10 protein-coding genes are annotated in these 24551 nt (G+C 71.5%); 5 read left to right on the forward strand and 5 right to left on the reverse strand.

Annotated features, from left to right (window positions below; translation table 11 throughout):
- Positions 1-61: 61 nt before the first annotated feature.
- The 5 genes from ABT063_RS45065 (at position 62) to ABT063_RS45085 (ending at position 16408) form a co-directional block, all read left to right on the forward strand.
- Positions 62-12514, forward strand: a complete 12453-nt coding sequence (locus ABT063_RS45065; RefSeq protein ID WP_351066888.1) for an amino acid adenylation domain-containing protein — start codon at positions 62-64, stop codon at positions 12512-12514.
- Positions 12511-13854, forward strand: a complete 1344-nt coding sequence (locus ABT063_RS45070) for a hypothetical protein (RefSeq protein WP_351066890.1) — start codon at positions 12511-12513, stop codon at positions 13852-13854. Before ABT063_RS45065 ends, ABT063_RS45070 begins: the two co-directional genes overlap by 4 nt.
- A gap of 55 nt (positions 13855-13909) precedes the next feature.
- A complete protein-coding gene (locus ABT063_RS45075; RefSeq protein ID WP_351066891.1) occupies positions 13910-14701 on the forward strand; it encodes an alpha/beta fold hydrolase in 792 nt (263 codons plus the stop codon).
- An 11-nt stretch (positions 14702-14712) separates the two neighbouring features.
- Positions 14713-15519, forward strand: a complete 807-nt coding sequence (locus tag ABT063_RS45080; protein WP_351066893.1) for an alpha/beta hydrolase — start codon at positions 14713-14715, stop codon at positions 15517-15519.
- 469 nt (positions 15520-15988) lie between these two features.
- Positions 15989-16408: a PLP-dependent aminotransferase family protein gene (locus tag ABT063_RS45085; protein ID WP_351066894.1), complete on the forward strand. Its 420-nt coding sequence runs from the start codon at positions 15989-15991 to the stop codon at positions 16406-16408.
- 188 nt (positions 16409-16596) lie between these two features.
- Here ABT063_RS45085 and ABT063_RS45090 read toward each other — a convergent pair whose 3' ends face one another.
- The 5 genes from ABT063_RS45090 to ABT063_RS45110 form a co-directional block, all read right to left on the reverse strand.
- On the reverse strand, positions 16597-19956 hold the full coding sequence (locus ABT063_RS45090; RefSeq protein WP_351066896.1) for an SAV_2336 N-terminal domain-related protein: 3360 nt from the start codon (positions 19954-19956) through the stop codon (positions 16597-16599).
- A gap of 6 nt (positions 19957-19962) precedes the next feature.
- The gene (locus tag ABT063_RS45095; protein WP_351066898.1) at positions 19963-20961 is read right to left on the reverse strand and encodes an AAA family ATPase; all 999 of its coding nucleotides are present in this window, start codon (positions 20959-20961) and stop codon (positions 19963-19965) included.
- Entirely contained in the window at positions 20958-23210 is a 2253-nt protein-coding gene (locus tag ABT063_RS45100; RefSeq protein ID WP_351066900.1) for a VMAP-C domain-containing protein, read from the reverse strand. The genes ABT063_RS45095 and ABT063_RS45100 overlap by 4 nt, the downstream gene beginning before the upstream one ends.
- Before the next feature lie 2 nt (positions 23211-23212).
- Entirely contained in the window at positions 23213-23611 is a 399-nt protein-coding gene (locus ABT063_RS45105) for a CU044_2847 family protein (RefSeq protein ID WP_351066902.1), read from the reverse strand.
- A gap of 529 nt (positions 23612-24140) precedes the next feature.
- Complete coding sequence (locus tag ABT063_RS45110; protein WP_351066903.1) at positions 24141-24500, reverse strand: hypothetical protein; 360 nt, start codon at positions 24498-24500, stop codon at positions 24141-24143.
- Positions 24501-24551: the final 51 nt, after the last annotated feature.

Genomic DNA, 24551 nt, shown 5'->3' on the forward strand with positions numbered 1-24551 from the left:
GAGCGTACTCGCTCGCTGCGGCGAGGTACTTGTGGCGAAAGGGCACCGGATCGCAGCCGTGGTGACCGGTGACGCCACCGCCCGGTCCTGGGCGATCAAGGCCGGCATTCCGCACCACGAACTCGCCGAGGCCGTGGCGCTCGCACCGCGGTTGTCCTGCGACCTCCTGCTGAGCGTCGGCAACTACGCGGTGGTGCCCGAAGCGCTGCTGGCCCGCGCGACGCGGGCCGCCGTCAACTACCACTACGGCCCGCTCCCTGAGTACTCGGGCCTGCACTCGCCGTCCTGGGCCATCGCGGACGGGGCGCGGGAGTACGGCATCACCTGGCACCGCATGGCAGAGGTGGTCGACGGCGGTGAGGTGCTGGGGCGGGTACCGGTGGCGATCGGGCCCGAGGACACCGCGCTCTCGCTGGGCCTGAAGTGCGACGAGGCGGCCGTCGCCAGTCTGGCCGAACTGATCGACGACATCGCGGAGGGCCGCGAGACCGCGACGCCCCAGGACGCCGCGACGCGCCGCTATTTCTCGCGGCACACCCAGTTAGCCGCCGAGGGACTGATCGACTGGGGCCTTCCGGCCGAGCGCATCGCCGCCATGGTCCGGGCCACCGACTACGGCCCGTTCGCGAGCCCGTTGGTGTGGCCCAAGGTCAACCTCGACGGGCACTTCTACGCCGTCCGGGAAGCCCGCTCCCACGTCGCCGCCGCTTCCACCGGTGTCACCGCTTCCACCGGTGTCACCGCTACCGCCACAGACCACGCCGCCGCCGCGCCCGGTACGGTCCTCTCCTGCGACGACGCGTCGGGCCTGCGGATGGCCACGGGTGCCGGAAGCGTCACCCTGACCCGGCTGTGCACCCTGGAGGGCGAGGAACGGCCCGCCGGCGCCATCGCGGCGGCCCATGGGATCCGACCCGGCGCGATCCTGGACGTCCCCGGCGAGGACGCGAGCGCGCGCCTGACCGAGGCGGGCCTCAGAGCCTCCAAGGCCGAGGGCCGCTGGCGTGAGCGCCTGATCGGGGGCGGCGACCACCCCTACCGCCTTCCCTACCCGCAGCCCCGCCCCGAAACCGGGGCTGAGAGCGCTGAGAGCGGACAGCAGGCGGATCCCGTCCTCGTGCGATGCCACGTCCCGCTCCAGGACGGCGGCGACGGCGGCCTGGAAGCGTCTGCGGCGGCCGCCGCCTACCTGGCCGGTGCGCTGGGCATCTTCCTGAGCCGGGCGAGCGGCCGGGGTGAGGTCCACCTCGCGATGGCGGCCCCTCGCGAGGGCGTCGACGCCGCGCACCGGGACCTGTTCGCCGCCTGGCTGCCCCTGCTGTGCCGTGTCGACGCCGACGCGACGATCTCGCAGAACCTGCGGGCGGTGCGGCGGGAGTTCGTCCTCGGCCAGGAGCGGGGATGGCTCCGCCGCGACGCCGTCGGCCGCGACGAGGCGCTCCGTGAACGCTGGAACAGCGGCGCACTGACACCGGACGTGCTGATCTCCTGGGGCACCCGCGACGCCGCCGACCAGGGCTTGGGCGGTCAGGACGGCCACCGTCCGAAACCAGTGCCGCGGCAGGCAACGTTCGCCCCGTCGCGACGCCCGGCACGCCCTGACGCCGCACCGGCCGAAAGCCCAAGTACGTCCAGGCCCTTCGGGCGGACGACGCCTTCCGGCCGGCACGCCGAGAGCCCGCTCCCCCACCCTCGAACCGCGCTTCGCACGGCTCGGGCGGGAGGTGCCCCCACGACGCCGCTCCTTGATGGGCAAACGTTGCCTGCCGCGGCACTGGAACTCCACATCCAGCAGGACGGCGCCGAGGACGGTGCGCTCGTCACCTTCCACTACGACGCCACGCGCCTGCCGGCCCGGGACGTCGCCCGGCTGGCCGGCCAGTTCACCGCGTGGTGCCGCCGTCTTCCCGCCGCCGCGGAGCGGCTTCCGGCCGCCGCCGACCTCCTCACCGCGGACGAACGCGCACTCCTCGTCGAGGAGTTCAACGACACGGCCGGCGCCACCGCAGACCTCCCCGAGCAGGGCCTGCACCGGCTCTTCGAGCGGGCCGCGCGCGACCATGCCGAGGACACCGCACTGGTCTGCGCGGACACCAGCCTGACCTACGCCGAGCTCAACGCCCGCGCCAATCGGCTCGCCCACGCGCTGACCGACCGGGGCGTGGGCCGTGGCGACCTGGTCGGCGTGGCCCTGGACCGCTCGATCGACCTGGTTGTGGCCCTGCTGGCGGTCATGAAGACGGGCGCGGCCTATGTGCCCGTCGATCCCAGGTTCCCGGCGGAACGCATCCGCCAGATGATCGACGACGCCGATCCCAAGCTCATCGTCACCCCCGCCGCCGCGCCCGCCGGACTCGCCGACTGGCACACCCGCTGCGTGAGCGTCCACCTGGATGCCGGGCTGAGCGCTGACGCGGACCTCGCGGTCGAGGCGGGCGCCGGCGACCTGGCCTACGTCATCTACACCTCGGGCTCGACCGGCCGCCCCAAGGGAGTCGAGATCACCCACGGGGCACTGTGCAACTTCCTGGCCGCCATGCGCGAACGGCCGGGGTGCGCCGCCACCGACCGGCTGCTGGCGGTCACCACCGTGTCCTTCGACATCTCCGTGCTGGAGCTGTTCCTGCCGCTGCTCTGCGGCGCGACCACGGTCATCGCCCAGGCCCAGGAGACCCTGGACGCCAAGGCCCTGAGCGGGCTGATGGAGCGACATGCGATCACCGTGATGCAGGGCACCCCCGCCACCTGGCAGCTGCTGCTGGACGGAGGCTGGCAGGGCACCCCCACCCTGAGGAAGATCCTCTGCGGCGGTGAGGCGCTGCCCCGCGACCTGGCGGACCGGCTGCTCGCCGCCGGGGCCCCGGGCTCGGTGTGGAACATGTACGGCCCCACCGAGACCACCGTGTGGTCCACGGCCTGGGAGGTGGTGGCCCGGGCCGAGGAGGACGGCGTACTCATCGGCACCCCGATCGACCGCACCCAGGTCTACGTCCTCGACGAGAACCTGTCGCCGGTACCGCTCGGCTTCCCCGGAGAACTGTGCGTCGGCGGCGCCGGAGTGGCCCGCGGCTACCGCAACGACCCCGGGCAGACCCGGCTCCGCTTCGCGGACAACCCCTTCCACCCCGGCACCCTCTACCGCACCGGCGACCTGGCCCGTTTCGTCGAACCCGGCAGGCTGGCGCTGCTGGGACGCAACGACCGCCAGGTCAAACTGCGCGGCCACCGGATCGAGCTGGCCGACGTCGAGGCGGCCGTCAGCCGCCATGAATCGGTCCGCCGCGCCGTGGTGGTCGGCCGCGACGAGCAACTGGTCGCCTACTGCGTCCGCGACGCGGCTCCGGCCGGTGATCCGGTCCGTACCCCGGCGGACCAGAGCACCGCCCTGGTCGAGTGGGCCGCCGCCTGGGACCGCGCCTACGAAGCCAGTGCCGGCACCGCTCCCTCCGACCCCGGCTCCGATCCCGTCACCGTCGACGCCACCTTCAACCTGGCAGGCTGGCGCAACAGCTACGACGGCCTCCCCTTCTCGGGCGGGGAGATGCGCGACTGGCAGCGGAGTTCCGTCCGGCGCATCCTCTCCCACGCACCGGAGAACGTCTTCGAGATCGGCTCCGGCAGCGGCCTGATGCTGTTCGGCCTGGCACCGCACTGCCGCACCTACCACGCCGTGGACGCCTCCGCCGCAGCCGTCGAGATGACCCGGCGGCACCTGGCCTCGCTGCCGCACGTGACCTGCGAGCAACGCACCGCCCACGCGCTCCCCGAGGTGGCCGAGGGCGCCTTCGACACCGTGGTCATCAACTCGGTGGCCCAGTACTTCCCCGGCGTCGACTACCTGACCTCGGTGCTGGAGTGGGCGACCAGGGCCGTCACCAGGGGGCGGGTGTTCCTCGGTGACGTACGTGACCTGTCGCTGCTGGACGTCTTCCACGCCGACGTGGCGCACTTCCGCGCGAACGGGGAGGCCGGCGGGATCTCCGCCGAGGAACTGGCGCGCCGAGCCGAGCGCGGAATGCGCGCGGAGCGCGAACTGGTGCTCAGCCGGGACTACTTCGCCAACCTGCCGCACCTGTTCCCGCAGATCACCCGCGTCGACATCACCCTGCGCGACGGTCGCTACGTCAACGAGATGACGCGCTACCGCTACGACGTCACCCTGTACATCGGCGAGGGCGCCGGGCCCCCCACCCCGGCAGCGGAGAAGGACTGGCAGGCCGACGGCCTCGACCTGGCCGCGCTCCGCGTCGAGCTGGGTTCCGTCGCCGACCGCCCGCTCCGCCTGAACGGCATCCCCAACGGCCGGCTGGGCGAGGTGTGCGGCCGGGTCGCCGCAGCCCTGGAGACCATGGGCGCGAGCACCTCGGTGGTGCCCACGTCCTGGATCGACCCCGCCGGCCTCGCCGATCTCGCCGGTGAGGCGGGCCTGGAACTGGCTCTGCTGCCCAGCCGCTCCGGCGGCACCTGGCGGTGCGACGCCCTGTTCTGGCGGCCCGGGCAGACCCCCGACCTCAGCCCGCACCCCGCCGAAGCGCCGGCCCGCGCCGCCCTCACCGGGTACGCCAACACGCCCGCGGTCGGCGAACCGCCCAGGACCCCGCTGCACCGCGTGCTGCGCCCCTGGCTGGCCGAGCGGCTGCCGGAGTACATGGTGCCGGCGTTCATCGTGGAGCTGGACGAGCTTCCGCTGACCCCGAACGGCAAGATCGACGAGAACGCGCTGCCGGACCCCGTGGTGGAGGTCGACGCCACCGCCAAGCCCGCCACCGAGCTGGAGCGGGACATCATGGCCATCTGGTCGGACGTGCTCGGCCACGACCGGATCGGCGTCAACGAGAACTTCTTCGAGATCGGCGGCAACTCGCTACGGGTCGTCCGGGTCCAGACGCGGCTGGAGGAACTGCTGGGCCGCCCCGTCCTGGGGGCCAAGCTCTTCGAGCACTTCACCGTCAAGACCCTGGCCGCCTACCTGGCCGACGGCACCAGGACCAGCCGGGAGGTCGTGCCCGACCGCCGCCGCGCCGTCCACGACGAGCCCATCGCCATCATCGGCATGGCCTGCCGCCTCCCCGGCGACGCCAACACCCCGGAGGAGTACTGGGAGCTGCTGGAGCGCGGCGGAGACGGGATCGTCGAGGTCCCGAAGGACCGCTGGGACGCGGAGGCCCTGTACAACCCCGACCCGGAGGTGCCCGGCACCTCATACTGCAGCCGAGGCGGGTTCGTCACCCCCATCGACCTCTTCGACCCCGCCTTCTTCGGCATCTCCCCGCGCGAGGCCCGCTCGCTCGACCCCATGCAGCGCATGGTGCTGGAGACCACCTGGGAGGCGTTCGAACGCGCCGGCTACACCATGGACCGGCTGCGCGGCAGTCAGACCGGCACGTTCATCGGTGTCGGCAAGAGCTCGGCGTACCACGAGTACGGCCTCACCATGGCGGGCGGGCTGACCGACCTCGACGGCTACGTGGGCCCGGGTTCCGCGGGCGGCACCATGTCCGGCCGGGTGTCGTACGTGTTCGGTCTGCAGGGCCCGACCCTCACCCTGGACACAGCGTGCTCCTCCTCCCTGGTCACCACCCACCTGGCCTGCAACGCGCTGCGCAACGGCGAATGCGATCTGGCGGTGTCGGCCGGTGTGAGCCTGATGCTCACCCCCGAACTGCACGTCGAGTTCAGCCGCCTGCGCGGCATGTCGGCGGACGGCCGCTGCCGGTCGTTCTCCTCCGACACCGACGGCACCGGCTGGAGCGAGGGCTCCGCCGTGGCCGTCCTCAAGCGGTTGTCCGACGCCCAGCGCGACGGCGACCCCATCCTGGCCGTGCTGCGCGGCACCGCCGTCAACCACGACGGCCACAGCGCCAGCCTGACCACGCCCAGCGGCCCCGCCCAGCAGCGGGTCATCCGCGCCGCCCTGGCCGCCTCCGGACTCCAGCCGGACGACATCGACTACCTGGAGGCGCACGGCACCGGCACCAAGCTGGGCGACCCCATCGAGGGCACCGCGCTGGCGGAGGTCTTCGGCGGCAGCCACTCGAACGAGGTGCCGCTGTGGGTCGGTTCGGCCAAGTCCAACCTCGGCCACACCCAGGCCGCCGCCGGTCTGGCCGGCGTGATGAAGGTCGTGCTGGCCATGCGCCACGACACGCTTCCCCGGACCCTGCACGTCGCCGAGCCCACCCCCACCGTGGACTGGGAGGGCGCCGGCCTGGCGCTGGTCCAGGAACAGCACCCGTGGCCGGCGAAGGACGTGCCGCGCCGCGCGGGCGTCAGCTCGTTCGGCATCGGCGGCACCAACGCCCACGTGATCGTCGAGGAGCCGCCGCGGCCCGCCGCGAAGGACGCCGAGGAGGGCGCGCCCCCGCCGCTGCCGCCCACGGGGCCGTTCGTGGTGTCCGGCCACACCGACGCCGCCCTGCGCCGGCAGGTGGAGAACCTGCACCTGCACCTGGGCATGAACATCCAGGACCGCCTGGGTGACGTGGCCCGCTCCCTGGCGACCACCCGCAGCCACTTCCGCCGCCGGCTGGTGCTCCTGGTCAAGGACAAGGCCGAACTCCTCGACAAGCTGGCCTCCTTCGCCCGCACCGGGGAACTGCCCGCGGAGTCGGTGCGCACCGGGAATCACACCGAGGAACCCCGGCCGGCCCTGCTCTTCACCGGCCAGGGCAGCCAGCTTCCGGGCATGGGCAAGGACGTCTACGACGTCCACCCCGTCTTCCGCGAGGCGCTGGACGAGGTCGCCGCCCGCTTCACCGGGCTGGAGAGGCCTCTCCTGGAGGTGATGTGGGCCGATCCGGACAGCGAAGACAGCGAGGGCACAGCCCTGCTGCACCGCACCGACTTCACCCAGCCCGCCCTGTTCGCCCTGGAGGTGGCGTTGTGGCGGCTGTGGGAGAGCTGGGGTGTGCGGCCGGAGCTGCTGCTCGGCCACAGCATCGGCGAATTCGCCGCCGCCCACGTGGCGGGGGTGTTCGACCTGGACGACGCCTGCCGGCTGGTCGCGGCCCGCGGCCGGCTGATGCAGGCCCTGCCCGCCCGCGGTGCCATGGTGTCGCTGGAAGCCGGCGGTGAGGAGGCGGAAGCCGCCATCGACGCCCTCGGGCTGCGGGGCACGTTGGACGTCGCCGGACTCAACACGCCCACTCAGACCGTGCTGTCCGGTGACACCGACGCCGTCGAGACGATCGCCGCCCACTTCACGGAGCAGGGCCGCAAGGCCAAGCGGCTGACGGTGTCCCACGCCTTCCACTCGCACCACATGGACGGCATGCTCGCCGAATTCCGGGCCGTGGCGGAGTCGGTCCGCTTCCGCCCTCCGATGATCCCCCTCGTCAGCAGCCTCACCGGCGAGCTCGCCGCGCCGGGCGAACTGGAGCAGTCCGGCTACTGGGTCCGCCAGGTGCGCCACGCGGTCCGCTTCAGCGACGGCATGCGCAGCCTGCGCCGCGAGGGCGCGAACACCTTCCTGGAGCTCGGCCCGCAGCCGGTGCTGTCCGGCCTGGGGGCGTCCTGCCTGGCCGACGAGGGACCGGTGTCCTGGGTGCCGTCCTGCACCCAGGGCAAGAACGGCGCCTCGGTCATCCAGCGGAGCCTGGCCGAGCTGCACGTGCGGGGCGTCCCGGTCGACTGGGACGGCTACTTCGCGCCCTTCGGCGGCGGCCGGGTGGCCCTGCCGACGTACGCCTTCCAGCGGGAGCGGTTCTGGTTCGAGCCGCCGCTCTCCCGCGAGGTCGGCGCCGGTCTGAACCCCACCGGCCACGCGCTCCTCGGCGGCGGTGTGGAGATCGCCGGCACCGAGCTGTCGCTGTTCACCAACGTGGTGGCGGCGGACGAGCCGGTGTGGGTGCGGGAGCACCGGGTGATGGACGCCGTCCTGATGCCGGGCACGGCGTTCTTCGAGGCCATGCGGGCGGCGGGCGACGCCGCCCACGAGGGCGAGTGGGACCTGTCGGACGTGGTCATCGCCTCACCGCTGGTGCTCGCCTCCGGGGTGCCGGTGCGCGTGCAGGTCACCGTGGGTCCGGCGATCGGTGAGACCCGTCCCGTCCAGGTCCACAGCGCGCCCGAGGGTGAGAACGGCGCCTGGCAGCTGCACGCCGAGGGCCGCATCACGCCCGCGGAGGGAGCCGGTACCGGCAGCGCGGTGACGGTACCGCCCCGGGGCGCCGAGCCCCTCGACGCGTCCGCCCTCTACCGCGACCTGGACGCCCTCGGCTACGGCTACGGGCCGACCTTCCAGGGCATCAAGGAGGCCTGGCACGTGGGCGGGGAGGTGTGGGCCAGGGCCGCGCTGCCGGAGAGCGCGGAGCAGTCCGCCACCGGCTACGTCCTGCACCCGGCCCTGCTGGACTCGGCCATGCACTCACTGCTGCTGACCCAGCGGCTGCAGAACCGGACCGGCGACGACCTCTTCGTGCCGTTCGAGGCCGAGCGCCTGTCGCTGCGGGTGAAGGGCCTGGCGGAGATCTGGGTCCGGGTCGCCGACTTCGAGCTGGGTGACGGCGAGTTCTGGGCCTCGCTCGACATCCACGACAGCGACGGCGCCCATGTCGGCCGGCTGCACCGCCTCCACGCACGGCGGGTGGACCGGGCGGTGCTGCGCCGCCTGGCGGCGGCCGGGGTGGACCGCTTCCAGTTCGACGTCAACTGGCGCCACGTCGACACCGGGAACATCGAACTGGGGGGCTCCTGGGGCATGATGACCCCGGCCGGGGACGTGCCGTGGGCGCGGGAGGTCAAGACCCTCCTGGCTCGGGCCGGTATCCAGGTGATCAAGGTCCGGGAGCTGAAGGACGCCGAGGACCTGGACGGCCTGGTCTGCCTGTGGGACTCCGACGCTCAGGTGCCGTCCCAGGCCCACGCGTTCGCCGCCACGGCACTGGAGCAGCTCCAGGAAGCGGTCGGCGCTCAGCTCCGCACCCCGCTGGTCTGGGTCACCCGCCACGCGGTGGGTACCGGCGCCGACGACATGGTCTCGGGGCTGGGCGCCGGCCCGCTGTGGGGCCTGATGCGGACCGCCCGCAACGAGCACCCCGAACTGAGCCTGCGCCTGATCGACCTCGGCGAGGAGGAGGCGGACCGCGAGGCCCTCCCCGCCGCGTTGATGCTGGAGGCCGAACCGGAGTGCGCCCTCCGCCACGGCGAGGTGCTGGTGCCGCAACTGCTGCGGGTGGGCTCGGCCCAGGATCTTCAGATCCCGGCCGGGGGCCGCTGGCAGCTGGAGATCGCCGCCAAGGGCCGCCTGGACGAGCCGCTGACGGTCAAGTCCCTGCCGGAGAGGGCCCTCGCACCGGGCGAGATCCGCGCCGAGGTGAGGGCCGCCGGGGTGAACTTCCTCGACGTGCTCAACGCCCTGGGCATGGTGGAGATCCCCGCGTTCGGCCTGGAGTTCGCCGGTGTGGTCACCGAGGTCGGCGGCAGCGTCGACCAGGTGAAGGTGGGCGACGCCGTGCTGGGCCTGGCCCGAGGCTCCTTCGCCTCCGAGGTCGTCACGGACGCGCGCCAGGTGGTGCGCATGCCGGAGCACCTCGGCTTCGAGGAGGCCGCCACCATCCCGATGACCTTCCTCACCGCCTGGTACGGCCTGCACGAACTGGGCGCCCTGCGACCGGGCGAGCGGGTGCTGATCCACGCCGCGGCCGGTGGCGTGGGCATGGCGGCGGTGCAGCTGGCGCGGCTCCACGGCGCCGAGGTCTACGGCACCGCCAGCGAGCCCAAGTGGCCCGCGCTGCGGGAACTCGGCCTGGACGACGCCCATCTCGCGTCCTCGCGCGATCTGGGCTTCGTCGAGCACTTCGGCAAGAACGCTCCCGGCGGCGAGTCCGGCGGAAGCTTCGACGTGGTGCTGAACTCCCTGGCGACCGAGTTCATCGACGCGAGCCTGGGCCTGCTGGGCAACGGCGGACGGTTCCTGGAGATGGGCAAGATCGATGTGCGCGAGCAAGCGGCCATCGACCAGAGCCATCCGGGCGTGACCTACACCGTCTACAACCTGCCCGAGGCGGGGCCGGACCTCATCCAGCGGATGCTGGTCTCCATCGCCGAGCTGTTCACTCAGGGCAAGCTGGCGCCGCTGCCGCTGCGGGCCTTCCCCATGACCCACACCTCCGACGGCCTGCGCTTCATCGCCCAGGCGCGGCACGTGGGCAAGGTGGTGCTGGTCCCGGCCCAGCAGCGGCAGTTCGTCCGGCCGGACGGCGCGGTGCTCGTCTCGGGCGGCGCCGGCGACCTCGGCCGGCGGGTGGCCAAGTGGCTGGCCGGCACCCACGGCGTACGCGACCTGGTGCTGACCTCCCGCCGCGGGATGGAGACCCCCGGGGCGCGGTCCCTGGTGGACGAGCTGTCCGAGCTGGGCGCCACGGCCACCGTGGTGGCCTGCGACGTGGCCGATCGCGACGCCGTCACCGCGGTGATGGCCCTGTTCGGTGAGGAGCGCCCGCTGCGCGGCGTGGTTCACGCGGCAGGTGTGCTGGACGACGGCGCCCTGACGGCCCTGACGCCGGAGCGGTTCGACGCGGTCTTCCTGCCCAAGGTGGACGGCCTGTGGCATCTCCACGAGCTGACCCAGGACACGGAGCTGGACTTCTTCATGATGTTCTCCTCCATCGCAAGCGTCATGGGAGCACCCGGCCAGGGCAACTACGCCGCCGCCAACGCCTTCCTGGACGCGCTCGCCCACCTGCGCCGGGCCAAGGGCCTGCCGGCCACCTCGGTGGCCTTCGGCCCCTGGGAGGGCGACGGCATGGCCGCCGGGCTCAGCGAGTTCGACCGGGCCCGCTTCGCCCAGCTCGGCCTGGACCGGCTGGCACCGGACGAGGGCCTGGAGCTCTTCGAGCTCGCCGTCAGGAGCGGCCGCGCGCTCACCATGGCCGCCGCGCTGGACCTGAACCGCGTGCAGCACTACTTCGAGAACCGCGGCGGCATACCGCCGCTGTTCCGCGCGCTGCTCAGCGGTAACGCCGGCGGACGCTCCCGGGCCGGCGGCGGAACGGACCTGCGCAAGCTGCTGGGCGAGGCCGCGCCGGAGGAGTACCCGGCCGTGGTGCTGGGCGTGGTCCGCGAGGAGATGGCAAAGACCCTGGGCTTCGCCTCGCCGGATGCCGTGGACGTCGACGTGCCGCTCCAGGACATCGGCATCGACTCGCTGACCGCGGTGCTGATGCGCAACCAGCTCGCGGACCTGACCGGACTCGCCCTGCCCGCGAAGATCGCCTTCGATCATCCCAACCTCACTTCGCTGGGCGACTTCCTGCTGGCGAAGCTGCTGGAGACAGGGCTGGACGCGGCGCCCCAGGCCGCCACGGGCACGGCGGCCACCGAGGTGGCCGAGGTGGCCGATGCCGCGGGCGCGGACCTGTCCACGGCCCGGAAGGGCTGCCTGCACCCCGACCTCCGCTTCGGCAACGCCACCGCGGCGCCGGTACGCCCGGAGGCCGTCTTCGTCACCGGCGCCACCGGATTCGTCGGCGCCTACCTGCTGCACGAGCTGCTCGCCTCCGAAGTGGTCGCCTACTGCCTGGTGCGGGCGGACGGCGTCGGCCGGGCCATGGAGCGCCTGGTCGGCACCCTCGACGGCTACGGCCTGTGGAAGGAGGAGTTCGCGCCGCTGCTGAACCCGGTGGTGGGCGACCTCACTCAACCGCTGTTCGGCCTGGATGAGGAGGGCTTCGACGAACTGGCCGACCAGGTGGACGCCATCTGCCACTCCGGTGCCCTGGTGGACTGGATGCGGCCGCTGGAGGACTACATCGGCCCCAACGTGGTCGGTACGCACGAGGCGCTGCGCCTGGCCTCGCGCGGTCGCGGCAAGGCGTTCCACTTCGTCTCCACCTTCGCCACGCTGCCCAAGTACCTGGGGTACGAGGTCACCGAGGACGACCGCGAGTACGGCTACCTGACTTCCAAGTGGCAGGCGGAACAGATGGTGGCCGCCGCCCGCTGGCGCGGCGCGAAGGCGTCGACGTACCGGCTGCCGTTCGTGGGCGCCTCGATGCGCACCGGGCACTTCCGGCTCGACCGCGGCGACTTCCTGCACAACCTGATCACCGGCGGCCTCGAGATGGGGAGCTTCCCGTCGCTGGCCGCTGATCTCACGGCGGTGCTGCCGGTCGACCACCTGTGCCGGACGATCGCCGAGGCGATGACCAGCGACCTGGCGCGCATCGGCAGGGACTACGACTTCGTCAACTCCGCGGCCCCGTCCTTCGACCGCTTCTTCGAGATGGTCGGTGCCGCCGCCGGCGGCGGGGCGCAGATCGTGCCCTTCGACGAATGGCGGCAGCGGGCGCTGGCGTTCGCCGCCGGGCATCCGGCAAGCCCCCTGGCCCGGATCGCCGCCCTGGTGGACGGCCTGACGGCACAGGGCCTGGCGGACATGTTCGCCGCGCTCCCCGTGGGAGGCGCCGTCTTCGGCGCGGAGGACTACCCGTCCCCGCCCATCGACGAGGACTTCGTCCGCACCTATGTGGACCGCATCAACACTTCGGACCGAGCGGAGAACACGACGTCATGAGCGACGCGACCCAGGCGGCAGACGCGACGGTGGACGACGACGCCACGGTCACGGGCACCTACCGGAAAACCGGCACCTTCCTGCACTCCTCGGCGGCGGCGCACGCCGAGCAGCTGTCCCCGGTGCTGGACAAGTACCAGGTGGACAAGGAGGAGATGGAGTCCCGGCTGCCTCCGCACCGGACGCTGAACCCGAGCTGCTTCCACCCCGAGGTGCACCCCACCCAGGTCGTCCGGATGAACCTGGACGACGACCTGGCGGACAACCTGGCACGCCAGCTGCGCTGCCAGGCGGTGATCCAGGAGAGCTTCGCCGCCGCCTCGATCGGCAGCTACTTCCCGGTCTCCACCATGTTCGAGAACTGCGTGCTGTTCGTGCCCTCGGCGAAGCGCTTCTACGACCTGAACCAGGACATCGTCCAGGAGCACTTCCCCGAGGTCGAGACCGCGGTGGTGAACGCCTTCATCGTGCCGGCCGAGAAGCGGCCGTACGGCACCCACGCGGCCAGCTCGATCGCCCTTCAGATCCCGTCGCTGGTGAAGAAGCAGCTCGGTTTCCCCACCGAGTACCGCAGCTTCCACACCGCGCTGACCCCGACGCCGTTGAGCCGGCAGCCCTTCGTGATTTTCGAGGAGGCCGAGGTGGAGGCCCCGAACCTCCCGTACGTCTACGAGAAGATGCTCGAGTGCGGCCTGGAGGGCGAGGAGAAGGACTCCGTCGACAAGGCGCTGTACCTCTTCCTGGAAGGGAAGCTGTCCGAGATCGACCTGCCCTCGGTGCGGGACTACCTCATGGCGATGTACTGGGCGAAGACCTACGCCGACAAGCCGTCTCCCGGCTACTACTGCGACAGCCGGGTGGGCGACGCGCTGGTCTTCGACAACTACCGGGCACACGCCGACAGCACCCTGCCCCGGACCACCAAGGACCGCCTCACCATCGACCTGCGCTGCTTCAACAAGGTGCACTACCCGAAGGGCATGACCAGCGGCCTGGACTTCATCGTCGATCCGGACGAGCGCGCCTACCAGGTCAGGCGCAAGTGGGCGTCGATCGAGTTCCTCCTCGCCACGCTCGGCTACGAGAGCGTCGACGAGTTCCTGCGCCTGGTGTTCGGCGGGACCCGGCGCGCGACGGACATCGATCCGTTCGGCCTGATGACCGACCTCCAGTTCGGCATCTACAACAAGTCCGAATACCACCTGCTCGACCAGAACCTCGACGACCACTACGAGCGGGTCGAGGCCCTGTACGACCGCATCGCGAAGGAGGGGGAGTACGTCCTGCCAGAGCGAGCCAGGCAGTGCCTCGCGGCGCTGAGCGAGCAGCCCGGCAACTGAGGTCCGGAAAGGACGCGGTCGAACTGAACCACCGACACCGATCGAGGAATGCGCTGTGAGCCGAACCGAATCCGTGGACGACCTCGTGGAGCGCTTCTACACGGTCGTGAAGCTGCCGCACGATCCGTTCGCGAAGGCGTTCCTCAATCGGTGCCGTTCGCACACCGTCAAGGTGAACGGCCGCTTCTACAAGTACTTCCAGAGCGGCAGCGGCCCGACCGTCCTCCTCGTCCACGGCCTGAACACCAATCTGGGCAGCATGGTGTCCATCGCCGAGGAACTCCTCGCGCAGGGCTACCGGGTGGTGCTGTTCGACGTGCCGCCGCACGGGGAGGCACTGGGCACCAGGGGCGATCCCACCGAGATCCGCGCCCTGCTGCGCGCACTGTACGACAGGCTCACCGGCCTGCACGCGGTGATCTGCCACTCCATGGGCGGCCTGTGGGCCCTCACCGCGTGGCACGCCGGGGTGGCCGCCCGGACCGTGGTCTCGATCTCCTCCCCGCCCGCCAAGATGTTTCTGGTCGAGAGGTTCGCCGAGATGAACGCTCTCGACGACGACCGGGTCCGGGGGGTGGTCGGGGAGATCGAGAGAAGGTTCGGCAAGGCGGTGTGGGACGAGTTCTCGGCGCTTGAGGCCGCCCGGGCGATCGACGTTCCCGGGCTGGTCGTCCACGGCACGGCCGACGACTACGTGCCGCCGGTGCACGCCGGGGAACTGCACGCGAGCTGGCGGAACTCCACCGTGGAACTCGTCGAGGGCGCCGGCCACTTCGACATCGTGGAATCACCCGAGGTCCGAAAGATCATCTCCGCGCACCTGCGGAGCGTGGAAGAAACAAGATAAGGGGCGACCAATTGGGCACCGACATCACCGAAAAGCTGCGCCGGCTGGCCTTCACGCCGATGCGGACGCAGCCCCCGAACGCCACCCGGCCGGTCCTGGAACTGGCTGCCAAGGAGGTCGAGGTCGTCGACGGCGGCAAGGTGGTCCACTACCTCTGGGGCGAGGGCGAGCGGCGGATCCTGCTGGTCCACGGCTGGGCCGGCAACGCCGGGCACCTGACCGTCCTGGCGGACGCGCTCGCCCGGGCGGGCTGCGCGGTGGTCGTCGCGGATCTCCCCGGCCACGGCGAGTCGGAGGGCGCTGAGTCCTCCGTCATCCACTTCGCCAAGGCGGTCGAGGCGGCCGACGAGCGGTTCGGCCCCTTCCACGCCGTCGTCGCCCACTCGCTGGGCGCCGCGGCCACGACCTACGCCATGTCGCGCGGGGTCACGCTGGAGCGGGCCGTGTTCGTCAACCCCATCAGCAGCTACACCAGCCTTTGGCGCCGTTCCGGCGAGGTGATGCAGGTATCGCCGGAGGCCATCGGGCTGGTCCGCTCGCGTGCGGAGGAGTGGCTCGGCATCTCCTTCGACGCCATCGAACCGGCTCTCGCGGCACGGGACTTCACCAGCCGGTTGCTCGTCGTCCACGACGAGAACGATCCGGAGTCGCCCATCGCCGACAGCGAGGCGCTGGTGACGGCCTGGGGGCAGGCCGAGCTGATGCGGGTGCGGGACCTGGGCCACACCAAGGTGCTGCGCGACGACGCCGTGGTCCGCCGTGTCGTCGGCTTCCTGGCGGCGGACGGCGCGGCGGTCGATGGAGCGGCCGGCCGGTGACGCTCCCCGAGGCCGCGCACGCGACCGCCGCACTCGGTGCCTTCCTGGTCGTCGGATTCCTTGGGACGCCGGCTCGCTCACCGGATCGGGCAGCCCGGCGTCGTCGGCGAGATCGCGTTCGGCGTGCTGCTCGGGCCGGCGGTGCTCCGCCTGGCCTGGCCGAAGGCGCAGTCCGTCCTGTTTACCGGACGGCGTGCCGGGGCCGCTGCGCGACCTCGGGCACGCCGGTCTGGTGCTGTTCCTCGTGGGCGTCGCCCACGAGCCGCGGGCGCGGTCCCCGCACAGGTCGCCGAGCAGGCATTTGGGCTGGCCGACGGTTGCCTGATGAGCGCGAAGAAGGACGGCATCGCCCACATCGGTGGCTACCTCGGCCTGCGCGACCGCGCCCTCGCTGAGCGGTGCGAGCTGCTGCTCATCGCCACGGAAGGCTTCCCCACCTACCGGCGGCCTGGCCGGCCGGGACCTGGACATGATCGCCCAGGGGCTGACCGAGGTCACCGACCCGCGGTACCTCCGATCCCGCGCCGAGGCCGCCCAGCACCTAGCCCGTCTGACCCGGGACGCCGGCATCAGCATCATCGAGCCGCCGGGGCTGCACGCCCTCTACCTCAACGCCGGCCGTCTGCTTTCGCACATCGCCGCGCATCGCTTCCCCGGCCATGCGCTCGCCTGCCAGCTCTACCTCGAAGGCGGCATCCGCTCCGTGGAACTGGGTTCGCTCTACCTCGGCCAGGAGGACGAGAACGGCGCCCCGGTCACCACGGCACCCTACGAACTGGTCCGGCTCGCGCTTCCCCGCAGGACCGAACGGATCCCTGGCTACCGCCTGGTCGAGCAGCCTTCGCTCCCGCGCCATTTCCGCTGCAAGCCGGAACCCGTCCCCTCGTGACGCTCAGGGGGTCAAAGCAGGTCGGGGGCCCTTCTTGCCCGGCTCAAGAATCGCCCCACACTCCACGTGCGAGGTCATCGGGAAGGTGTCGCGGCGAGAGTCGCCCGGAAACGCCAGGTCATAGGCCTCGGGGCTGGGGAGACGCTCCCCCGGGGACAGTCGTCCGGCGGTGACCCGTCGCGCCGTGCCTATTCGCCGTCGAATGCCGAGTCCATCTCTGACCTGAGGTTGGTTCCCGAAGGAACGATCTTGACGTACAGACCTGTGAGCTGTCCGGCGAGCTGGGCGTTCAGGCCGCCTTCTCCCGTGACGCCGCCGACCTGGTGGTCGGGGACGGCGACGACTGCTCGCTGTCCGTCGATGAGAATGCCCGTCGGCTGCGCGTAGACCAGGGCGTTGACCAGCAGGTTCCGCTGATCGCTGGAATAGGCGATGATTTCGATCTTTTCGTTGGTCAGCCATCCGGAGAGCATGCGTTGGGCGCCCTGTATCCGCTCGGCGCCCTTTCCTATGAAGGCTCCTCTGACGCTGTTCGCCGACCTGGTGCGTGCCGCGACGACTTTTGTCCGGGCTCCGGCGACCCGGGCGATGCCCGTGATCGCCACCTCGCCGGTCGTCAACTCGGGCACGAATCCGGCCAGGATGCGCTCGACCAGGGCCGCGGCGGTGAGGGACAGGACGAGGGCACCGTCCTCGCCGGTCTGTGGACCGTCCGGCTGCCCGCCGGCCCCTGCCCCGAGGACCAGCGCGACGACGGTGTCCCCTTGCGCCAGGCGGAGGCCGGTGCGGGCTTTTTGGAGTTCCCGGAGCTCTCGTGCCGGCAGAACCGCCTCGCGTGTCCGGCCGGTGACGGGGTCGCGGACAGCGCATCGGTACCCCTCCGGCACGGAGCCGGTGACGCGCGCGGTGACCGCCGTACCGGGTGCTGGAAAGCCGGCGCTGTGGTCGTTCAGGACGAATGCGGCGGCCTCGTCGGGCGTCAGGAGCAGCGTTTCCTCGGTGAGCCGGACCAGCCCGACCTCGCGCGGAAAGCAGCGTCTGCAGGAGACGCGGCCACCGGAGCCGACCTTCAGGACGATGTCCGCGTGGTCGCCCCGGTCCCGGGGGCAGGTCCAGCGCAGCCCGTCCGACGAAGCGGCGCCGAGGCGGCGCAGCAGGGTGGCGGGATCCGTCGTGTCGGCCTGTGCGATGCGCTGGTTGAGCGGCGACACCGAGGGCGCGGGGACAGCCTCGGTCATCTCGCTTCCCTTCACCATCTCCTTGCGGTACCGGTCCGCCGTCTGCCTGATCAGCTCCAGGTCGATGCCCTGCCCTTGGGTCGACTTGTCCACCGGAAGCGGCTCGGTGCCGGTGGACAGCACCGGCAGGCGCCACCTGGCGCTCCCCTTGGCTCGCAGAGCCGCGACCCTGGCCAGCATGCGCAGGGCCGCCGACGCGGAGTCCGGTGGAACCATGCGCAGCCGTGCCGCGTGATGCACCGCCTGCACCGTGCGCTCGTCGAGTGGCCCGTCTGGGTCGGACGGGAAAGCCACGGTCGGCATGCCGTCCGCCTGCGGGCCACCCACCTGTGCCCAGCGCAGGAACCCGTCAGGTTTCGGCACGTCGTCCATGCTCGCGATGTCCGGCTCGGAGTCGGCCAGTTCGAGCACGCCGCCGTCCGCGTAGACGTCCACCCACCGGTGGGCGAATCCGATCACCGCGGCGTACGCCGGCAGCCCTGTGGCCCCGGGTGGGGCGACGAAGACGACCTTCGCGGCCGCGTGGCCCAGGTTCAGGCTGCTGGCCCGCAACGCTTCGACCGTCGCGGACTTCGGGTCGGCGTCCTTCCCGAACGCCCATGGGATGACCAATTCCTGCGCCGCCATGTCGCCCGGTGCCGGTGGCGCGTGCGTCGTCCTGATCGCGAGGTCGTAGCGCGGCCGCGCGACGGTCCGCGCCGAGGTGGCGGGCAGCGGCACGCCCAGTCGGCGCATGACTCGCTCGTCCACCCAGCTGAACGCCCGTCGGCCACTCGACACCTGATCCTGGCCGTCCGGGTGGGGCAGCCAGGCGAGGAACGTGGGCGAGGTACCGCTGAGTTCGGCCAGGCGGCCGGTGATCGCGCGGGTGGTGCGCAGCAGTGCGGGCGGGGGCACCGCGCCGAGGAGAATCCGGCGCGTTCCCTCGGCGAAGTCGAACTGCCACTGCTGTGGCGGCCGCTCGGTGTCACCGACGCGGCGCAGCAGCCCGCTGAGGAAGACCTCCGCCACGTGGCCCGCGTCCACCGGCCCGCCGAGGGCCTGCCGTACGAGTTGCATCGCGGGCACGGGCAGCGGCGCGACCGCGGCCAGGTGCGCCGCGAGCCGGTAGGCCTCCGCCGAGGCGACGGAACGGAACCTCGACACCTCGGCGGACGGTTCCCTGTCGAGGCCGGGCCGCGCGGCGCCCGGCGCGTCGGGCCGGGCGCGCGACGGCGCGGGCGCCAGCAGCGGCAGCAGCGCGCTGGTCCCCGCCGAGCCGACCAGCCGGGCCCAAGTGGCCACCACGCCGGGGGTGGGCGCGAGGACGGGGACGGGCAGACCGTCGAACGGCCGTAGCCCGGGCGGCAGCACCGGGTCCGTGACGCGCCAGGTCCCGTTGGCCGCCGCCGGGCGCCGTGTGGTGACCCGCCAGCGCTCCGCCCGGATACCGGTGCCGGGCCACATGCGTGGCGGGAGCGTCTGCAGCACGGCGACCGGGCCCGCCTGGGCCAGCCGGTCGAGCAGGTCGTGCATCCGTCCGTCCCGCCATGCCTGGCCCACGCCGTCGCTGACCACCAGCACCAGCGTGTGACCTGAAGGGTCGACGACGGTGGAGGGCGGGAGCGTCGCGGGGGTGGTGCCGAACGGGCGGTAGCCCAGCAGTGGTCCGTCCGGGGCACGGGTGTCCAGGCTGAACGCGTGGACGAACCGGAAAGCGCCGCCGCGTTCCATGAGGAGTCGTACTTCGGTGGCCAGGCGCTGCCAGGGGAGCATGGACACCCCGTCGTCGACCAGGATGGCCAGGTCCAGCCAGTGCGCCTTGGCCGGGCGCAGCACGGCGTCGGGCAGCCCGGTCTCGGCCATGGCCGTGACGGTCCTGGGAACGTCCAGCTCGGTCCGGCGCGGATCCGGCCGGTGCAGACGGAGTTGTCGCAGTGCGCGGCCGAGGGCCAGTTCCGCCGTGCCGAGGGCCTTCTCACCGGGGGGCCGGACGGATACGGCCGGGGCCGGCGGGGGGACGGCGAACCCTCGGTCCCTCACCGAGGCGGAGGCCGCGCCGCCGTGCAGGGCGCCTCGGCCGCGCCGCGGGCGCCGGAGGGCGCCCGGCGGCCATGCGGGCTGGTCCGTGCCACCGGCGTCCGCGGGCTCGGCGTGGACCTGGTCGTCCGCGGAGACGCCGTCGTCCGGCGGATTCGCGGCCCCCGCCCTCGCCACGGCACCGGTGGCGGCCGACGGCAGCCGGCCGGCGAGCCAGAGGGCGTCGAGGAACTCCTCGCTCGACAGGCCGACCCCGCAGTCCGCGAAGACGTCCAGCACCCGCTCGAACATCCGCGGCTACACCGTCCCACCGAGGCGATGCAGTACGGCGTCCAACAGACCGTCGGCATCGAGGCCGACCCCGCCACGGCGCAGGAAGACGGCGTTGAGGAGCTGGTCGGTGGCCAGCTCGCCGCTCGCGCGCCGGGAGAGGAACGAGCGCACGAGTTCCTCGATCCCCTCGATTCCGTCGACGCCGGATCCGTCGCTGTCGCCCAGGTGGGCACGTACGATCGCCCGCAGGCGCTCCTCGTCGGGTTCGGGCAGGTCGAGCCGGACGCAGCGGCGCAGGAACGCCGGGGGGAAGTCGCGTTCGCCGTTGCTGGTGATGACGACGACCGGAAACTCCGAGCAGCGCACCCAGCCACGGTCGACGTCCGCCCGGCCTCCTGGATCCGCGGTCACCACCCGCGCCCGGTCCTGCTCCCCGGTCAGGCGGGCCAGCTCGGGGATCTCGAACTCGCCGTCCTCGAAGATGGTCAGCAAGTCGTTGGGCAGGTCGATGTCTCCCTTGTCCAGTTCGTCGATCAGCAGGACCCGCGGCCTCGTCACCGGGAGAAGCGCCGTCCCCAGCGGCCCGAGGCGCACGTAGGAGCCGATGTCCGGTTCCTGCGGCGCCAGGTCCTGTTCCCCGTCCCGGTCACGTCGCAGGCCCGCATCGCGCAGCCGGCCGATCGCGTCGTAGTGGTACAGGCCGTCCTGCAGCGTGGTCCGGCTGTTGACCGGCCAGTTCAGCACCCGGCCCAGGGACAGCTCATGGGCTATGGCGTGCGCGAGCGACGACTTTCCGGTCCCGGGCTGCCCGGTGACCAGCAGGGGCCGCCGCAGCAACAGCGCCGCACTGACCACGTCCGCCTCTTCGGATCCGATGAGATACGGACGATCGCGCCGTCGGCCGGCCCCTCCCGGGGTGCCGCCGAACCGGCGCCATGGCGGTGCTTCGGGGAAGTCGACCTCGCGTACCAGGCCGTCGCCCTGGAACAGGCGCCAGCCGTTCCCGGAGTTCTCCGCTGTCACCTGGCAGCCAGCCTTTCCAAGTTCCTCGGGGCGTCAGGAGGATCGCAGTAGTCGGGCAACGGTGGGAGCGGCATGTCGGGGTCGTCCCAAACCATGGCCGGGCGTGCCGCGAACGGCTCCCCGTCGTGGTGCACGGCTTTCCGGAAGCCTTGGACCACGTCCGGCACGTCGGACAACGACACGCCGCCGACGATGTCCTCGAGCCGCTGCGCGTGTTCAAGGCCTGTGGCCTCGCGGTCCCAGAGCACCACCGGGACCCCCAGGGCCAGGCAGACCTCCAGGAAGTAATGGCGGTCCTTCGGATCACCGTGCAGGACGGCCCACGCCGTGTCCCGGTGTACGCCTTCCAGTGCGGACACCGCCTTGTCCACGGCGTCCACGTCGGTGGCCTTGTCCCTGATGACGATGGGGGCCGCGCGCCCGGCCTCCCAGCGCCGCCGGAGGCTGCGGCACCGCTCGTCCTCCCTGTCCGCCCTGTCCGCGTATTCGCGCAACCGCAAGGCCACTCGGTACTCCGCCCCCAGCACCCGGCTCTTCTCGTGCTGCCCTGGAGGAGGGGGAACACCGAGGTGGGCGAGTCGGTCCAGCACACTGCAGGCCGTCCAGGCATCGACGGGCACGTGGAGATCCTCTCGCCCGACCACTACCTCGATCCAGGGAGCGGGCTCGTCGCCGCCGTTGCGATGCTCCCTGGCCGCCCCGTCGATTTTCCGGCCGATCTCCTCCGCGGTGAAGGGCCCGTCGCCCACCGCCACCCGGTGCGGTACGCGACCCTTGCGTACCAGCCAGATCCGGCAGTCATAGCGCTCCCGGTCCGAGTCGCTCCGGGACAGCGCGACGGAGATCCGCGCCGCCGGCCGCCGCCGGAACGTCGCCCATGAGGAGGCAAGCACACGGCAATCGATCAGGAGGGACCGATCGACGCCCAGACGCTTGTGGACGTTCTCACACCAGGTATTGAGCTCGTCCCTGGTTCCCTTGTCGGCGACGGCGGCGGAGAGGAAGACGGCCAGCCGCAGCAACCGCGGCATCCGCGGAACGTCACCGTCTTCCAGCGAATAGTCGTAGTACCCATCAAGGTCTTCGGCGGCAGCCGCCAGTTCCGACTCCGTCATGTCGGTGCTGTCCAGCCAATCGGGCGTCCGGCTGTCGAACTCCAGCACGCGACGGGCCGCCCGGCAAAAGAGCCCGGGGTGAGCGGAGTTCACGCGCCGCAGTATCTTTCGAAGCTCCTCGTGCTCCCCGACCGACAGGAGCCGGACGCCCTCCACCAGACACCCGAGCGCCAGCAGTTTGTTGAGCGTCTTCCGCCGGTCCTCACGCACCGCTTTCGTCAGCGACGCGACGAGCGTGGCGAGCGCGCGTTTTTCGGTGAACAGAAGGACGGCCAGCTCCTCTTCCAACGAGAGAGCGGCCGGATCCGGCTCCTCGGAGAGCATCCGATAGCCCAGTTTCGGCGCCAGCAGGCGTGCGTGGCGCTTCAGTTCCGCGCCCTCGAACAGCTCCAGCAGAAGGTCGACGGCGTTGTCCGGCACGGCCCCCAGGTCGGGGGAGGCCGGGGGCAGACACGCGTCGAGCACACGGCGCGCTTCCTTCCGGGCCAACTCCTCGCGAATTCGCTGCCATGGCAGCGCCAGGGTGCGCCGCGAGGTGTGTCTGTCCGATAACGGCCCATGGTTGACGACGTGCTCGATCACAAGACCGACGGCAACCGCGGGGGTGTCCTTCTTGAACAGCGGACTGCCGCTGTAACCCTCCTGGATGGAGGCGCCGGAGAGATCGGCATCGGCGTAGTAGTACCAGGTGTCGGAGATCTCGATGGTGGTGTCGGCACCGGTGATGCGTGCACCACTGGCGTGCCACGCCCGTACCTTTGCCCTCTCTGTCATGGGCTGCCATGCCACGGGGCGAGTCGAGGCTCCGGCCGGCTCGTCGAGTTCCAGCACCGCCAGATCCCCCTCCCCCAAGGCACCCCTGGGACTCGGGCGAGGAGGCACCCACACCGCCAGCCGTGCCATGCGCCGGTGTGTCACCGCCTCGTCGTGCAGCTCAAGGGAAAGGCGGTCGGAAGACCTCGGCTGCTCCGTGTTCTCCCTGTCCTTGCCGAGAGCCAGGCTGACCACATGCGCGCAGGTGAGAACGTAGCGCGAGGACAGCAGCGCCCCGGCGCCTGCGGCTGAAGAGGAGCCCTTGTGCAGCACCGACACCAAGGTCGGCGCCGTGTCGTCGGACGGGCGGAACCACCCCACCGTCAGTCCCTTCGGGCATCGCCGGCATGCCAGGTGGCGGAAACCGTCATCGTCGCCTGGCCGTTCACTCCCATAATCCCCAACTTGAGGTCCTGGCCCACCTGTACCCCAAACGTGACCGAGATTTCCTGAGGCGGCTCCGGAACGCTGGTGACCGAACGGTGTACCTCCTGGAGCAGCGGCCCCAGCGGACTCAGCATGGTCCGCAACCCCTCAGTGGCGACCACGACGGCGCGATCGCGCCTGGCGCCCACCTTCGTCACCGTGCCGAAACCCTCGGGAAGATCCCGGAAATCACCGTCCTCTCCCGCCACGCTTCCAGCAGGCTCCGACTCCCCGGCGTCCGACAGCTCCAACCGCAACACCGCTCCGGCGAGCTCGACTTCAAGAAACTCAGGCATGAACACATCTTGTCGGATCACGCAGTCGCATGGGGAGGCCAAGCGCGAGAGTGACGGAGGGGCGAGGGTCCGGCAGGCGGTCCAGGCCGAGAAGGTCGGCAAGAGCCTCGCGCTGGGCTTCGTCGAGCGGGCCGAGGCGCACCCGTGTGCCAGAGCGGGCGGAGTTCGGGACGGCCCAGGGTGCGTTCACCCGGGGCCTGTTCCGTGTGGGTCATCCCGCCTCCAGGTCGGTGCCGTTCCAGACGAAACGGGCGCTGGTGACAGTGTCCGCGGTTGACCGCGTCCACGCCGACGAAGACCTCTTGAGCTTGTTCTCGTGCAGCCGATCAGCCGGCCCGCCAGCTGTTCCACCGCTTCGCCGCGGAAGCCTTCCCCGCGGCGGGAGCGTTCTTCGGCGACCCTGTCGATGATCTCGCTGAGGAATGGGCCGGTGCCCATGGCGGGGTCGACGATCGTCACCTGCTCGTCCGCGAAGCCCTCCAGCCCAGGCGGGTGCGCAGGACGGCGTCGGTGAAGCGGACCATCTCCTTCACCAGATGGGGCGGGGTGTAGTACGTGCCGGAACGTTTACGCAGCTCGCCTCGTATTCCTGGAGGAAATCCTCGTAGAGATGAACGTGGGCGTCGGGCGTCCGGGCTCGGATCGCCTCCCAGTCGACAGCGTCGATGACCTGCACGAGCGTGTCGATTCGGTGGGCGAACTCAGCGTCCACCATCTCCGTCAGCAACCGCGGGGCTCGACCCATGACCGTGTTCTCGGCCTTCAACTCTCGTGCAACGTCGACGAAGTCACGGCCGGCGAGCGGTACGTTCTCGATACGGCAGCGGCAGGGCGAAGGCGATCGTCTGGGTGCAGCGGTCGGCGAAGAGGTGATCGGGGTCTTGTCCATCGGTTGACGATGTCTCCACCGCCTAGTCCGGACGCACCAGGGCCTCGGGCA

Origin of the sequence: Streptomyces sp. NPDC002838, from assembly GCF_040295365.1 — a bacterium.
GTDB lineage: Bacteria > Actinomycetota > Actinomycetes > Streptomycetales > Streptomycetaceae > Streptomyces.